Raw genomic sequence first — 15,816 nt, forward strand, 5'->3', positions numbered from 1 at the left:
ATTTGGTAGTGATTGGCAAAAGACTACTCACTACCAATGCCATTTACTACTAAATAAGGTATGACTGTGCCCGCCTCTTCTACCCGTGCGCCGATAACACCAGCGCCTCTTCAGTCCTCAGACCTACCCAGCAGCCCGCCGCCAAGACCGAATCGTCCCCAGCCCAATCGCTTGAAGCTGACCTATGATATCGTGATGCTCATCGCCATCAGTATTGATTTATTTTTAATCAGTACTGACGCTATTTTGATGAGTAATTTTAGTAGTAATGCCGCGCAGTGGTTGAGTATGAGCGAGGCATTAAACTGGTATCAAAACCATATTCATGACTCGTTACGGACAGCGGGCGGTTTTTTTACGCTATTCTTGATTGCCGAGTTGCTATTGCGCTGGGCAGTTGCTATTAAAGAAAAGGTGTATTACCGCTGGTTCTTTTTCCCTTTTGTGCATTGGTATGAAGTGTTAGGCTGTTTTCCGCAGTTGCGCGCGCTGCGTTTATTTCGCGCCGTGATTATCGGGCGCCGCTTATATCAGCTAGGTTATCAAGTACTGCCACAGCCGTGGATTAATCGCATTAATTTTTATATTAATTTGCTGTTAGAAGAGCTGTCTGACCGCGTCATCTTAACGACCATTCAGACTTTTCGCCAGCAGCTGACCGATCCTAACACTCATAAATCCTTTATCGAATCTACCATTGCCCGCAATCGCAATGAGATTGAAGCGGCGATACTATCGCTACTGCGTAAAGAGCTGGCGCCAAAACTTCAGGCACTGACCGAGTCATCGGGCGGCGGCACTATTGTCGCCACCGAAATGGGCAATGCCATCAAAGAGGGATTGGCCAATACGCCTGAGCTACGCCGCTATCTGCGTATGATACCCATTGCTGGAACGTTAATTGAGTCGCAGCTACAGCATGTCGGGCATAATATCGGCGAAAACGTGGTATATGCGCTGAATGAGCGCCTGCTTGACGCCGAACGTATTGACGCGTTAATGGTTGCTATCGCCAGCGGCGTTGCTCAAATCGATACCGACAACAGCGCCCTTGATACGTTAATCTCAAGCATCATCGCCGATGGTTTAGACGAATTTGAAGCCCAAATAAAAGTGCAGCAATGGAAGCATCAAGACATGCTTAATTTGTAGTGTTTTGAATGAGAACCAGTTTTTTTGACAATCATACTTTTGATATGCATATTTTTGAAAGCCGCACTTTTAATAATTAGACTTTGATGCTATATGCCGAGGCAAAAACGGCACATTGAACACCGCAACACGACCATTTTTGAGGATGTATATTATGACGATTTCAGACAACAATCAGCAGGCGCTTGACTCACCTGACACGCCAGCTTTGGCATTTTATGGCAAAATGCTGACCTTTTCACGGCTGCAGTTTAGCACCGATGACTTTGCGGCGATTGCCAGCCAACTTGAAAGTACACTGAGTAATAAAAATAGCAATATCCCTGTATTGATTGACAGTGAAGTCGAGCAGGATTTAGCGGCATTAGTAGAGCTGCTTTGGTCATGGGGTTTGCAGCCTATCGGCGTGGTCACAGGTTTGCTTGATGAGCAAGCACGTCAGCTACGCTTAGCGATATTTCCAGCGGACGGCAAGCGTATCGAGCGTATTTTGCCCAGTAAAAAAGCCACTACACAGTTAAGTCAAGTAGCGGCTTCTAAGGATAGCGCACAAACGTCACCTGCGAACGATTCTGTCAGCTCTACTACCGATAATGCTGGCTCAGCTGTAAATAGCCAAGCTGCTGCCACTACCGAGGTAAATGCAACGACTGAAACCACCTTGACGGCAGAGACGCTTATCAGTGCCGAGCATATTACCAGCTTGATTTATGATCAAATGCTGCGCTCGGGACAAAGCCTCAACCATGTCGGTGGCGATTTGATTTTAACCAATAGTGTCAATAGCGGCGCTGAAGCGATTACTGACAATAACCTGCACGTTTATGGTCGCGCCCAAGGTCGTTTGGTCGCAGGCGCAACGGGTGATAAAGATGCGCGTATTTTTTGCCAAGTCTTTAATCCCTCTCTGGTCTCAGTTGCTGGCACGTATTGCTTACGTGATAACCTACCCGAGCACGTGATTGATAAATCGGTTGAAGTGCGTTATTTAGAAGGTCAGGGTTTAGTCTTTACGGTTATGGATAACGCTTAGGTTTTATTTGCTCTTTAGACGACTCAAAGGTGTCATTTCATCATTATCAGTTTGAATATATTTGATGATAAATGATAAATTGACGTCTAAATAGCATAATTAATATTATAGTAAGTTTACTTAACAAAACTGCGCTATGATGGATTGTTAGCTCTGCCACTATTTACGCTAGACTATAGGCGCGAATATTGAGCGCAGATAATAGAGGGCGCTTTGGCTCCCTATTTAGCTGATATAACCATTATCTGTAGGCAGCTTTTGTGCTTAAATACGCACTGGCTATAAGTTTTTGTATATTTATGCTAGGCTTATGCTCGCAGATAGCACATCTCCGCTAGGTAAACGCCGAGCAATTGTGCTACTTTACATCTATACTGTTTCATCTAAAATGTTTTAACTAATAAATATCCCATCAATTCATAGGAGTGTGCCATTGTGGCGAAGATTGTTGTAATCACTTCGGGTAAAGGCGGTGTGGGCAAAACCACGACCAGCGCTTCTTTTGCCGCCGGTTTAGCATTACGTGGCTATAAGACAGTTGTTATCGATTTTGATGTAGGCTTACGTAATCTAGACTTGATTATGGGCTGCGAAAATCGAATTGTTTATGACTTTGTCGATGTTATCAATGGCAATGCCCGCCTGTCACAAGCGCTGGTAAAAGACAAGCAACTAGAAAATTTATATATCCTGCCTGCCAGTCAAACGCGTGATAAAGATGCGTTGACAGACGACGGCGTTACAGAAGTCATGGATGAGTTGTCAAAGCAGTTTGACTATATTATCTGCGACTCGCCTGCTGGTATTGAGCGCGGTGCGCAGCTGGCGATGTATCATGCAGATGAAGCCATCATCGTCACCAACCCTGAAATCTCTTCGGTACGTGACTCGGACCGTATCATTGGTATCTTGCAAAGCCAAACCAAAAAAGTGATTGAAAATCAGGGCACGGTACGCGAGCATTTAATCATCACCCGCTACAACGCCGACCGTGCTGCCGCAAATGAGATGATGGATATCGATACCATCTCTAACGATATTTTAAAAGTGCCGTTACTTGGTGTGGTTCCTGAGAGCCATTCAGTGCTGGAAGCGTCTAACCATGGCGAGCCTGTGATTCATTATACCGATTCAGTGGCTGGTCAATGTTATGACGATATCGTCGCCCGTTTCTTAGGAGAAGAGCGTCCATTACGTCATATTGATGTGAAGAAAAAGAGTCTACTACAGCGCTGGTTTGGGGGTTAATGATGAGTAAGAAAAAAGGATTTTGGAGTAGCCTATTTGGTACGGATGACAGCAGCAGTGCTGGCAGTGCTAATATGGCAACTGAGCGCTTAAAAGTTATTGTTGCAAGTGAAAATCGCTTGAATAATCGCCTGACCACTGACCGTATCGAAAAAATGAAACGTGAAATACTAGAAGTGGTTAATAAGTACGTCAACGGTGTGCAGATTGATGATGTTAATATCAACCATCGCTCTGAAGACAGCTTAGACGTGCTCGAGATGAATATCAGTTTACCTGAACATAAAAAGTAAACGGCATGACTTTATATTTATAGCGTTTGCTAGTACAAATGCTGGCACAAAAAAAGCCTTAAGTTTCATACTTAGGGCTTTTTTATACGCGCTCTTCCCATTTTTAAGTCGTTATTTTATACGCGCCATAATATTGTCTTTTTTAATGAATTGATGATATAGCGCGGCGCCAATATGCATCAAAGTAAAAATAATTATCATCGGCCACAAAATATCGGTATGCCAGTCATTAAAAAGCCGTGCTAATCCCCTATCAGGGGTGACAAAGACAGGAACTTGAAATAAACCAAAGACGTCAACTGCTCGGCCGCCATATACCGACATCAGCAGTCCTGCCATAGGCATCGCAATTAATAACGCATATAAAGCAAAGTGGGATAATTGTGCAAGCAGCATTTGCCATTTTGGCATTGCCAGCGCTGGCGGTGCTTTATTAAAAATACGGCTGATCACGCGGGCAATCATCCAAAACAACAAACTGACCCCAAATGCCTTGTGTAAGCCGATATAGACCTTACTATCAAGATTGTCATATAACAGTATCATGATCCAAGTGACCAGTAATAATAAGGCGCTAACCCAATGAAAGACTCGACTAGCAACCGACCACTTTGTCAGATTTGAATGGATATTATTCATAGTATATTTTATCGCTTCCTATTCATCGATACTTATAGGCGCTGGCTGATACGGATCAAATGACAGTGTTAAAAACCTACTAGCTGGTAACTGGCAAATAAACATAATAACTATCTGTCCCAGCTCAAGGCTAATAACCTTATTTAGAGCTAACACTAAAGCCCATAATAAAAAGCGTAACCATGAGCAAATTAGCTATCTAAGTCAACCAATTGATGGGCGACTTTATCCAAATCTGGCACCATGTAAACCGTATCATCAATCATCACCGCTTGGAAAAGGTAGGATAGCACAACATCTTCTTGGACGCGCTGCTGAACGGTATCAGTTTTGCTGTCGGTTTTGATAAAGTGCTCAGGCAAGTCGATATCTTTGACATCGGAGATACGCGCCTGTAGTTGGCGGAGCTCGCCTGCTGTCTGTAGCGCGATACGATGCGCGGTGGTATTGCCTTCTAAAATAATAATCTTGTCCGGCGTTTGATGGCGCGGCAATAGATGGATCACAGCGACTTCTTGTTGTTGCCATTCATACGTCCATCTATGTTCACTACACTCATCGACACTTAAAATCAAGCTACTAGGAATGATCCAATCCGGTTGGTCGGTGGCTGGGACAATCGTTACGTCGAGCATACCATTATTAGTGGTCAATAAGCTCACGGCTTCAAATGAGTGCTTTAGAATCTGTTTCATATGTCGCTCACAATAAATGACTCTGAAGAGGCGGGCATCGCCCTTTCAGCAATATAATGGGTAAGTTTTTCTGCTAAGGCTTTGGGACTGCCAACAAACTGACAATAACCTGAATCAATAATGGCTTGCGGCTGACTTGGACAAGCGCTTGATATTGGGTCTTGCGCCCACAATTGACTGTCATTGTCTTGGATTAAGTCCAAATACTGCGAACCATCATTTCCCATACCAGAGAAAATAATATTGATAAGCTCACTGCCATAAACATCACTGGTATTTTTCAGGATTTGACCGATAGCGGGCTTGTAATCGCCCTCCCACGCTTGATCTATTAAGATAATACGACCAGTTGAATCGCAAACAATTTGTTTATCAATGGGTACAATGAGGCATTGCCCGCCGCGCAAACACTGTGATGAGGTAATCAGCTGACAGCGCCAGTCATTATGGCGATTGAGTATGCGTGGTAGCGTACCTATCATCGCTTGGTTAAAATGATGCGCCAGTAAAATACTCACAGGCAAGGTGGGTGACAAATGATCTAAAAATTCTTTGACCGCACTAGGCCCGCCCATCGAAGCACCTAAAAATACCACATAATGCCAATCGTTAGTCTCATTTTGATAAGCCGTATTCTTATAAGCAGGGCTATCTATTGCCTTACTTAATAACGGCAACGCCAGCATTTGGGCAAGTTTGCGCTTGAGTTTGCGCTGCCATTTGGCATAATGCTCAGCTTCATTAAGATACGGCGCCTGGCTAAATCCGACTACAACGGTAGCAGGTTGAGCGGTAGTAGTCGCTACTGCCATATGCTCATCGTAATCACCATCTATGAGCCAAATATCAATAGGCGCTGTATAGCGGCTCAACCTATTTTGTAATTGCGTCCTTGATACGCAGTCAACCAGCTGCAAACCACAACTACGCACAGTATCAGAAAAAGCCATGCGCTGATGGTGGTCTTCTACCACCACCAGTACCCTGATATCGTTTTTATGCTTATCCCTTAGTATTAAGGCAGGTACATTATCCTTCATTGACTAAGCTAGCCTCTATACCCAATAGACCTTGGATTTTATTAAGAAGCTGGTTTTCTTGGAAAGGTTTGCCCATGTAGTCATTGACTCCAATCTCAAAATCGCGCTCGCGATGCTTTTCGCCGGTACGTGAGGTAATCATAATAATAGGCAGCTGTTGCAAACGTCGGTTATGACGAACTTGCGACGCAACTTCAAAACCGTCCATACGCGGCATTTCAATATCGAGTAGCATCAAGTCCGGTGTGGTTTCTTGTAAAATTTCAAGCGCATCGATACCATCTTTGGCAAGGACCACATTGAAACCTTGACGCTCTAAGAAACGTGAGGTCACTTTTCGTACCGTGACTGAGTCATCGACGACTAAAACGGTGATTTTAGATTCTGTACTGCTACGAACACTGATAGCAGATTTTGCGACTTCTCTGCCTAAAGCAGCATTTCGCATCAGTGCAATCAGATCAAGAATAAGCATGACCGAGCCACCACCCATGATGGTTGCCGCTGAGATACCCGATAGATTCGAGAATTGCTGGCCTAAAGGTTTTACCACGACCTCAATACGTGACCCTGCGATTTGATCAACCTGTAGCGCCATGTTTTGGCCACTACGGTTTTTGATAATAATCAGTGGCACACTGGTGTTTGTATTGACGACCAGCTCATTGAGCTTATTACCTGATAAAATCTCATTCAAATAACGCACGCGATAATCGTTATCTTCAAAGTTAAGCGTAGCGGCGCCCGATTGATAATAGTCATAAATTCTTTCTGGACTGATACGTACCACGCGCTCAATCTGCGCTAACGGTATCGCATAATAGCGGTCTGCGGCGCGAACCACCAACGCATCAGACACCGCAACCGTGAGCGGCACACGCATAGTAAAGCGAGAGCCTTTACCAAGCTCTGACACCACCGATACCGCCCCACCTAGTTGACGAATCTCACTAATCACCACGTCCATACCGACACCGCGACCTGATATTTGCGTCACTTGCTTGCTGGTACTTAAGCCGGCGTTAAAGATATACTGCATAATATCAAGGTCGCTTAAACTGCTGTCTTCGGCGTCAATTAAACCTTGAGAAATGGCTTTATTGCGTACTGCTTCTACATCAATGCCGCGTCCATCATCAGTTAACTGGATAATGATTTCACTACCTTCACGCAGGACTTCTAAAGTGATTTGTCCACTACGTTCTTTACCCGCTTCTAAGCGCGTTGCAACCGTTTCAATTCCGTGATCGACGGCGTTACGTAACATATGCTCAAGCGGTGAGGTAATGCGCTCCAAAATGGTTCTATCCATTTCGTCATCAGCATTGATAATCTTTAAATCAACCGACTTGTTTAGCTCATTGGCCGTTTGGCGCACGATACGCTCAAGCCGTGGCGTTAGGCGGGTAAAGGGTACCATCCGCGAATTCATCAAGCCATCTTGCAGCTCAGTTTGCGTCCGCGATAATTGTAGCAATAGACTTTCGCTGTCACGCATCTTTTCAAGTAAGGTATGATTAATATCAACCAAATCCGAGGCCGACTCGGTCAAAGATTTTGATAATTGGTTTAACGAAGAATACTGGTCCATCTCTAGAGGGTCAAAGCCTTCATGATTGACCAACTCATCATCAATCTGCGATAAAATCTGCGCTTCAAGCTCAATCTCCATCCGGCGCAGCTGATCCGCTAGACGTTGTACAGTCGTTCCCATCTCTTCAATACTAGTGGTCAAGCTACTCATGCCCATATCGATACGCGCACGGTTGATCGCCGACTCACCTGATAGATTGATCATATGCTCAATGAGGCCACCTGAGATACGAATCATCTCGTTGCTACTGGCGTTCTGTTCTTGCTCAGTCGTATCAGCCACCATCGGCGGCATCTCACTGATATCTTTTTGGATATAGGTAGATTCTTGCTTTTCTTTCGCCAGTAAAATAGCATCACGCTGCGGTTGCAAAGACTCTTTTGGTATGTGTTTTAAGCTATCGGGGTTTTTACTAAATTGCTGCAGCGCCTCAATTAATAAGTCTGGCGTTGGTGGGTTCACCTGTTGCGAGAGAATAAATACCGCATCTGCCAGCCAATCGTGACAGGCTACCAGTAGCTCCAAGACTTTTTTGGTAGCAGGTCGGCGACGATCAATAAAGTCGGTATAAACCGTTTCCATTTCATGGGCAAGGTCAGCGATACCACATGCCGTTACCATACGCGCACCACCTTTTAAGGTGTGTAAGTCGCGCTGTAGGGCTTGCAATGCAACGGTATCACCGGCATCACTTAAGAATGCTTGCAGACATTCATTACGGTTGGTCAGCACCTCTGCTTCTTCTAAAAACACCTCTAAAATATCTGGGTCAGGTAAGCCGTTCGCCCAAGATTGTTTTATAATTCTATCTAAACTTAAGAAGTCTGCCGTTTTATCGATACGATGGGTATATTCATTGGCGCTGATTTGCGGTTCAGCAGCAGCCTGGTGTTGCGGCATTGGTACAATAAGTTCGACGTCTTTTGGTAACGCTGCTGCTTTTTCAAACTGCTGCAGCTGCTCAATCAGCTCAGGTGTAAAAAATGATTGCTGATAGCGGACAATATGCGCCACTTGCAATGACAACGTATCTTGCACGACTTGCATAATTTCAAGCCATTGCGTCGTTGGCGTACGTCTTGCTTCAACGAATGCCTCGTAAATGCTCTCCGCCTCATGGGTCAAATCGCCAATACTGCGTATGCCTGCCATACGCGCACCACCTTTGATGGTATGCAGGTGGCGCTGTAAAACCTTTAAGGTATTGATATTGCTGATATCAGCACGCCATTTACTAAAGCTATCATTGAGCGCATCATCAAGCTCCTGCGCTTCTTCTAAGAAGATTTCTAATAGCTCAATATCGGTAACGATGGTTTCAAGCGCAAACTCAGGCGCAGCAACACTTTGCACTGTGCCTTTACCCTCTTCCTCAGCCTCTTTATCAACATCAGTATGCCCTGCAGTACCTGCTTCTACATTGATATTGCTATCGTCACTTTGAGCAATATCTTTTAGCTGCTCAACTACCTGCTGATTAATTTTCAACGAGGTGCTACCCGCTAAAGCATCAAATAAACCGACTAGCTGACAATGACCTGCAAGTAAAGCGGCCTGGATATCAGTATCACGGGATTTTTCAGGATGATGGCTTAAATAAGTATAAGCATTTTCCAATTCGCTAAGAATCAAGGCAAATTTTGGTACCTCTTGTGCTTTACTGGCTAGATGTTTTATTTGTGAGATTTGCCTTGCGATATAACTTTGAATCTGTTCTTGCTCTGCATTATTAAAGACGGCTTCTAACTGCCATTCTGCATCTAGTAGCTCATTGATATCGTCATCTAACAATTGACTTATCGTTGGTTTACCATCGGCTGAGTCTTCGTCATCGCTAACGGCGTACTGCTCACTAAGCATGGCTTGTAAAGAAGCAATATCTTGCTGACTTTGCGCCTCTTCTGACGAAACTTCTCGCTCCTGCACATCGCGTTTATAATTAGCTAGGTAGCCTTCAATCAGCGTCACAGACTGGGCAAGCGCTTTTACATGCTGAGCATTCATTGGCGTGTCTTGTTTCTGCAAAAGCTCCAAACTTTGCTCTATCGTCGTGCCAACCTCACTGATTGCCGTCAAAGTACTAGCGCCAGACGCTGCTCTTAGCGTATGAAAAGCGCGAACAATCTCATCACTTACGGCGGCATAAGGCTCGTCTTGGTGATCAAGAACAAAATCTTTAACGCTTTCTAACAGCTCTTCGGCCTCTTCAACAAAAATATCGAAAAAGATTTGCTCTTCTTCACTTTGAGGCGTCAAAACGATGGGCGCTTCGGCCATTTTTTCATTTACCGAATGAATGGTTTGCAGCGTACTATCAATGCTACTGTTACTTTCGGCAATGTCATAAGCAGTGTCATCAACAAGTTCTTGATCTGTATTTTTAACATCAGAATATTGCGCTGTGCTTATGTCCTGCTGCTGCTCAGAACCATAAAATAGTTGTTTATGTAGCGCGCGGTAGCTGAATTCATCACCCAACTGCTTACTAAAAGCCTGAGCACAAGCCACCCATAACGGTACAAGTGCAGGATAATCTTGACTGTCATTTTCAAAGGTAATTAATAGCGTTGGATAAGCGCCTAACACATCACCGATAAGCTGCTGTATGTCTGCAGACGCTACAATTGTATTATCCAAAATACGGTTGAGCATATTTTCTATCGACCAGGCTAGCTCAGCGCTATAATTAGCACCAACCATACGACCCGAGCCTTTTAAAGTATGGAAACCGCGACGAATATCAGTTAACTGGCTTAAGTTATCAGGAGTAAGCTGCCAATGCTCATATAAGGGCACAATTTCTTCTAGAACTTCATTGGCCTCTTCTATAAATATCTCTTTGATATCAGGATCAGCATCGTTAGCATCTGTCGGTAGCGACTGCGCCGCTGTCATAAATGGGGTTAATACGTCTGGTATCTCTAAATCCGTTAATGAGGCTGAAAAGTCTGTTTCTACTTCAAAAACTTCGTCAAAGTTACTAACAGAGTCATTTATGTCTAGAGTATCAACTTGTTCGATATTTAAGAATCTCTCATCTGTCGATTGCGTACCCTCATCTAGTACCGCATTATTTTTTTCAACCTCACTTGTAGAGAAATTATCATCAAGCACTTCTAAGCCTGTATTGATAGGTTGCTGGCTTATTAAGTTATTGCTTTGCAAAATAGTAATGGCAGGATCAAAACTTGGTGGGTTCTGTGCTGCAAAATCAGCCAACATCGCTGGTAGATGCTTAGTGGTTTCTGTCACAAGTGCCACGACCTCATCGGTCACTGGTAGGGTTTTGTCCAACAGACGGTTGAGTAGGTTTTCAATAGACCAGGCCATCTCACTGATACTAAAAGCGCCAACCATACGCCCTGACCCTTTCAAGGTATGAAAGCCTCTGCGCACTTCAGTTAATGGCGTTAAATCTTGCGCATCTTGCTGCCAAATGGGTAAGAAATCCTCTAAATCAGCGACGACCTCTTCCACCTCTTCAATAAAGATCTCACGAATATCTTCATCAACATCAAAGTTATCGTGCTTAAGCTCACTGCGAGCATTTAATAAAGCGGCACTTTCTTTTTTATCGCTATGGTTTGTGTTATCGGTTAAATCAATGTCTTCATTAGCAACAGTAATAGGCGCAATCTCGCCACTATCATCGTAGCGCAGTACATCATTTGTCGCTTGCTTTTGCGTTAAAAAGGTATCATTAACGGTTTCAGGCGCAGCTATATAGCCACTAAGTAGTGTCGCCGCCTTGTCGATATATTCATGAGCTTTGCTTAATAAGGGTTGATCAAAGACCTGCTGCGCAAGATAGTCGAGCAGCAATTCGATAGAGGTTAAACCTTCGGCTAAGGCTTCGGTGACATCCCAGCTCAGTACGGCAATATCATGGGTGGTTAATTGCTCGAATATATCTGCTATGTTATCGGTTGCCTGGCGGATAGATGACAGGCTCATACTGTCAAAAGCTTCGCCAATGTTAGAAAAATCTGCAGCGTCTGGTAATAGTGCTAGGTCTTGGCGCTGAATATAATCACTAAAGCCTTGCTTAACGTCTTCAACAGCAATACGCAGCTCGCGCAGCTCCTTATCGTCTGTCTTAATTTTTTGGCTACTTTCTACTTGCACGCTATCCATGTCATCATGAGTAATGACGTCAGCCGCAGGTATAAAAGAAGCCGCGCTTCCTATTTTACTTAAGATAACTTGTTCGGTATTGTAGATAGCATTGTGTAATTCTTGGAGACGCTGCTCAATTTGCCACTGCTGTTGTGATTGCTCTTCTACCACTCCAGTTTGGGCAATTAAGTCACGTTCTATATCTGCTAGGATAGATGCTGCTTGCGAGGCAAATGATGTCCAACCACGACTTCCTAGCTGATGGCTGATTTGTTGGAGTGGTTTAATTAGGATTTGCGGCTTATCAAAGTTAAAAATCAGCGTATCAATATCACTTAAGATGCGCGGTAAAAAGCGTGTTTCGACCTCTTGCGGCGCTACGCTTTGCAGCATAACTTGCGTGCTATCGCTCTGTTTGGCAAGGCTACTGATTTCGATATAAATATTCGCTATCAGCTCGTTGATAACTTTTGCCGATAGCGCTTTTTGATGGGTGCTTGCCTCTATTAACGCATCAAATTGACTCAATAGCGCGGCGTAATACTTAGGTCGCGGCGTTTCGTTATGGGCAAGGTCATGTAGCCAAGCTTCAGTCAAATACCAAAGACGCTGCAAATCGTCATCTTTTGCGGTTTGCCATAAGTATTGAGCGACTTTTTCTAAAGTCGCCAGTATAGAAGCGTCATTGGTATCAGCAGCAAGTAACGCTTGCGCTTGTTGACGCCAAACCAATAGCAACTGCTGATACTGCGCCTGGTCTAAACTGACCATTGCCGTACTGACGGGTAGCGCAATATCAACAATATCGTTAGTGGCAATGCTAGCAAGACTGTCCTCTTTAGAGTCTAAAGAAGCGTCTACAAGGTGATCGGTCGCTATATCATAACGCGCTAAAACTTGGGTAAGCTCAGCTGATGTTTTATTTATTAAAGCGCTATGAAAATTGCTCGTACGTGCGTAATAAACCAGCTCACCCGTAAGCAGTCGATGCGCTATGTGACCTATACGGCTCGCATCAGCATCTAAGCTATCGATTTCTGTCCTTGCAAGTAAGCTGAGCTTAGTAGCCAAATTTGCCAATATCGGCAAGTTAATCATGATCAAAGCGCCACCAATCTGATGATAGCTCTGTGTCATCTGCTCATAATCAGCGCTTTTTTCACCCAATTGCCAGCCATCAGCTATCTGTGATAATTGCTGATCAAACAGTGGCAGTAACCACTCAAGTGTCACCATGTCGTTGGGCTGGTTTTTCATAGATGTATCCTAACTCGTCTAGGCGCTAATTTAGGCACTGGTTTTTTGCCAGGCGTTAATCTGTGGGTGCGCAATACGGCGCATGTTTGAAGGACGCCAAAATAACGCCTCACCTGGAGCCAATATAATATAACCGCCTACTGCGCACTGCTCTGATAGCCGCGCTAATATATCGCGCTGATCAAACTTACGAAAATAAAGCAGCATGTTTTGGCAGACAATGACTTGTTGTAAATGCGGCGTTGGCGGTTTTTTGTCGATAATGTTGTGTAAAGCAAAGCGTACACGCTGTTTTAGCGTTGGCATCACCTGCCAGTGGGCTCGAGCGTTTTTCTCTGTATTTTTTTGCGTAGACACAGGCAGAAAACGTAATTGTTCAACGATACTTGTTGGTCGTAATAGTTGAATAAATTGCTGGCAATCTTGCGGAATCAAAGCCAGTTGCTTATTATCATACTGACCTAAACGTGCTTTTTTTAATGCCTGCTGACTGACATCAGTCCCTAATATGCTGTAATTGGTCAGCTGGCTTGCGGCCAAACTCATGTCCAGCGACCAAGTTTCTTGCCCACTGGCACAGCCGACGCTCCAGATACGGAATGAATCATCAGGATTGCTGGCGTCAATACTAGCGCTGCTATCATTAGTATTGCAGCTAGTACTAGCAGCGATTAGCTGCTCTCGTTGCCACTGTAAGGCGTAATCAGTGATAAACTATATAGAGGGCAAATGGCGAAAAAAGCGACTTTCATGAATGAGCACTTTATCTAACAATTGCTGGCGCAGCTCATGATTAATCGGTAATTGATGCCATAATTGTCTGTTGCTCAAACCATAGGCCAGTGCCGTTTGACTGACGGCGTTGACCAACCATTTACGTTGAACATTTGGCAATATAAAACCAATCTCTTGCTCTATATAGCGTTGCCATTGCTCAGTATCAAAAGCAACATCATCCCACAAAGCTTCTGCTATCAAAGCATCGGCTTTATTAATCATCAGACTGTCTTTTTGAGTATGATTATTCACGTGACCTGCTATTAATAGTGTTGCTCAACAGAAAAACGAGTAGAGCAACTGCTTGGTTAATATTTCAATATCACAATCATAAGCTGATAACTAGAGATTACATGCTCGCCGAAACACTTTCATCGATCTCTAAATACTCATCTTCGCTAAACTCTTGCTCTAACTGCTCATCATCATTAGAAATCTTAAAGCCGGTGACCGATTCTTGCAGTGCCGCCGCCATTTCACTAAGCTCACCGATAGAGCGCGCGGTCGCCATCGAACCAGACGAGGTTTGCGAAGTAATATCTTGAATAATATTCATGGTGTGCGAGATGTGACCAGCAGACTCAGCCTGTTGTAGAGCGGGCGTTAGAGATGTTTTGAATCAGGTCAGCCAAGGTATTTGAAACCGTTTGCACCTCTTCTAGTGCCTCACCCGCATCTTTTGCCAAGCGCGCTCCGCGTACGACTTCAGAAGTTGTTGATTCCATCGACATAACCGCTTCACTGGTATCGGCCTGAATGGTTTTTACCAGCGTTTCGATCTGTTTGGTTGCGTTGGCTGAACGCTCAGCAAGACGCTGAACCTCGTCGGCAACAACCGCAAAGCCTCGACCTGCTTCCCCTGCCATCGATGCCTGAATCGCAGCGTTCAATGCCAAGACGTTGGTTTGGTCAGCAATATCGTTAATTAGACCAACGATATCACCAATCTCTTGCGAAGACTCACCGAGACGCTTGATACGTTTTGAGGTTTCTTGAATCTGATCACGAATCACGTTCATACCTTCTATCGAGCGCTGTACAACTTCCGCACCGTTATAAGCAATGGCAACCGAACGCTGTGCAACCGTCGCCGATTCTGAAGCGTTATTTGACACTTGGTCAATCGAGACTGTCATCTCATTAATCGCCGCAGATACCCCAGCAATTTCTTGTGCTTGGTGCTCTGAGGCTTCAGCAAGCTCAACTGCATTCATCTGCGTTTGCTCTGAGGACTGCGAGACACGCTCAGCGGTACTATTAATAACCAGTACCAATTGGCGTAATTGGTCAATTGCAAAGTTCACAGAGTCAGCAATCGCACCGGTAAAATCTTCCGATACCGTCGCGTTTACTGTTAAGTCACCATCTGCCAAATCGCCCAACTCATCTAGTAGACGCAAAATTGCAATCTGGTTACGCTCGTTCTCTTCTTGAATCTGGCGCGCGCGCTCAGACTCCGCTTCTGCTTCTTGACGACGGCGTAAGGTTTCTTTTTCAATCAATAAACGCTCTGAGCCGCCGCGTTGTTTGAGTAATTGGTATAAAGCAAATAAAATGCCCAGTACACCTACCACAAAAACAATCACAGGCAAGATGACTGATTGATTAAAATTGCTTAAATATTGGCTGACCGACGACAATGAATTGACCAGCCAAAACAGACAAGCCACGCTCACTAAAGCACAAAGCCCTAATAACAGCTTCCATTTACTATTAGCATCTGTCGTTGTTTTATTCGTACCAGCTACAGGGTTATTTATAACATCACTCATCGTGCCTATTCCTTTCAAACAATCGTCAAAGTCGTATCGTGACTGACTCTGAAATCATATTGCCATCAAAACAACAATGATTCACAAAGCCTGTATGAATGCTGACATCTCATCAAACCATGTCAGCCTTTGTTCTTTTCTTGCTTTAATAAACACCCCGTTAATAATCGAAGTGTTTATTAAGGTTGATGTATTTACCA

The 15,816-nt window shown here is 44.3% G+C and carries 10 protein-coding genes and 1 pseudogene; 4 read left to right on the forward strand and 7 right to left on the reverse strand.

Translation table 11 applies throughout. The features are described from left to right. The first annotated feature begins 60 nt into the window (after nucleotides 1-60). The 4 genes from RAH45_RS11370 to minE all read left to right on the forward strand — a co-directional run bounded on the left by RAH45_RS11370 (nucleotide 61) and on the right by minE (nucleotide 3,726). Entirely contained in the window at nucleotides 61-1,152 is a 1,092-nt protein-coding gene (locus RAH45_RS11370; protein WP_207161658.1) for a hypothetical protein, read from the forward strand. A gap of 154 nt (nucleotides 1,153-1,306) precedes the next feature. Beyond that, complete coding sequence (gene minC, locus RAH45_RS11375; protein WP_068408123.1) at nucleotides 1,307-2,185, forward strand: septum site-determining protein MinC; 879 nt, start codon at nucleotides 1,307-1,309, stop codon at nucleotides 2,183-2,185. A gap of 435 nt (nucleotides 2,186-2,620) precedes the next feature. Further along, complete coding sequence (gene minD / locus RAH45_RS11380; RefSeq protein WP_068408121.1) at nucleotides 2,621-3,433, forward strand: septum site-determining protein MinD; 813 nt, start codon at nucleotides 2,621-2,623, stop codon at nucleotides 3,431-3,433. A gap of 2 nt (nucleotides 3,434-3,435) precedes the next feature. Continuing rightward, entirely contained in the window at nucleotides 3,436-3,726 is a 291-nt protein-coding gene (gene minE / locus RAH45_RS11385) for a cell division topological specificity factor MinE (protein ID WP_068408119.1), read from the forward strand. A gap of 111 nt (nucleotides 3,727-3,837) precedes the next feature. Here minE and RAH45_RS11390 read toward each other — a convergent pair whose 3' ends face one another. From RAH45_RS11390 to RAH45_RS11420, 7 genes and pseudogenes are all read right to left on the reverse strand, one after another. Next, nucleotides 3,838-4,365: a cytochrome b gene (locus RAH45_RS11390; protein ID WP_193032146.1), complete on the reverse strand. Its 528-nt coding sequence runs from the start codon at nucleotides 4,363-4,365 to the stop codon at nucleotides 3,838-3,840. 191 nt (nucleotides 4,366-4,556) lie between these two features. Further along, a complete protein-coding gene (locus RAH45_RS11395) occupies nucleotides 4,557-5,060 on the reverse strand; it encodes a hypothetical protein (protein ID WP_198328886.1) in 504 nt (167 codons plus the stop codon). Then, a complete protein-coding gene (locus tag RAH45_RS11400; RefSeq protein ID WP_198328887.1) occupies nucleotides 5,057-6,100 on the reverse strand; it encodes a chemotaxis protein CheB in 1,044 nt (347 codons plus the stop codon). The genes RAH45_RS11395 and RAH45_RS11400 overlap by 4 nt, the downstream gene beginning before the upstream one ends. Then, nucleotides 6,090-13,067, reverse strand: a complete 6,978-nt coding sequence (locus RAH45_RS11405; protein WP_306495282.1) for an Hpt domain-containing protein — start codon at nucleotides 13,065-13,067, stop codon at nucleotides 6,090-6,092. The genes RAH45_RS11400 and RAH45_RS11405 overlap by 11 nt, the downstream gene beginning before the upstream one ends. A gap of 30 nt (nucleotides 13,068-13,097) precedes the next feature. After that, the gene (locus RAH45_RS11410; protein ID WP_306495951.1) at nucleotides 13,098-13,778 is read right to left on the reverse strand and encodes a CheR family methyltransferase; all 681 of its coding nucleotides are present in this window, start codon (nucleotides 13,776-13,778) and stop codon (nucleotides 13,098-13,100) included. 3 nt (nucleotides 13,779-13,781) lie between these two features. Next, nucleotides 13,782-14,096 carry a hypothetical protein gene (locus tag RAH45_RS11415; protein WP_226928928.1) on the reverse strand — a complete coding sequence of 105 codons (315 nt, stop codon included), beginning with the start codon at nucleotides 14,094-14,096 and terminating at the stop codon, nucleotides 13,782-13,784. Between the two features lie 181 nt (nucleotides 14,097-14,277). Then, nucleotides 14,278-15,283, reverse strand: a pseudogene (locus RAH45_RS11420) (methyl-accepting chemotaxis protein); the annotation flags it as partial. Nucleotides 15,284-15,816 lie beyond the last annotated feature (533 nt).

The sequence above is a fragment of the Psychrobacter sp. van23A genome (genome assembly GCF_030845275.1).
Lineage (GTDB): Bacteria > Pseudomonadota > Gammaproteobacteria > Pseudomonadales > Moraxellaceae > Psychrobacter > Psychrobacter faecalis.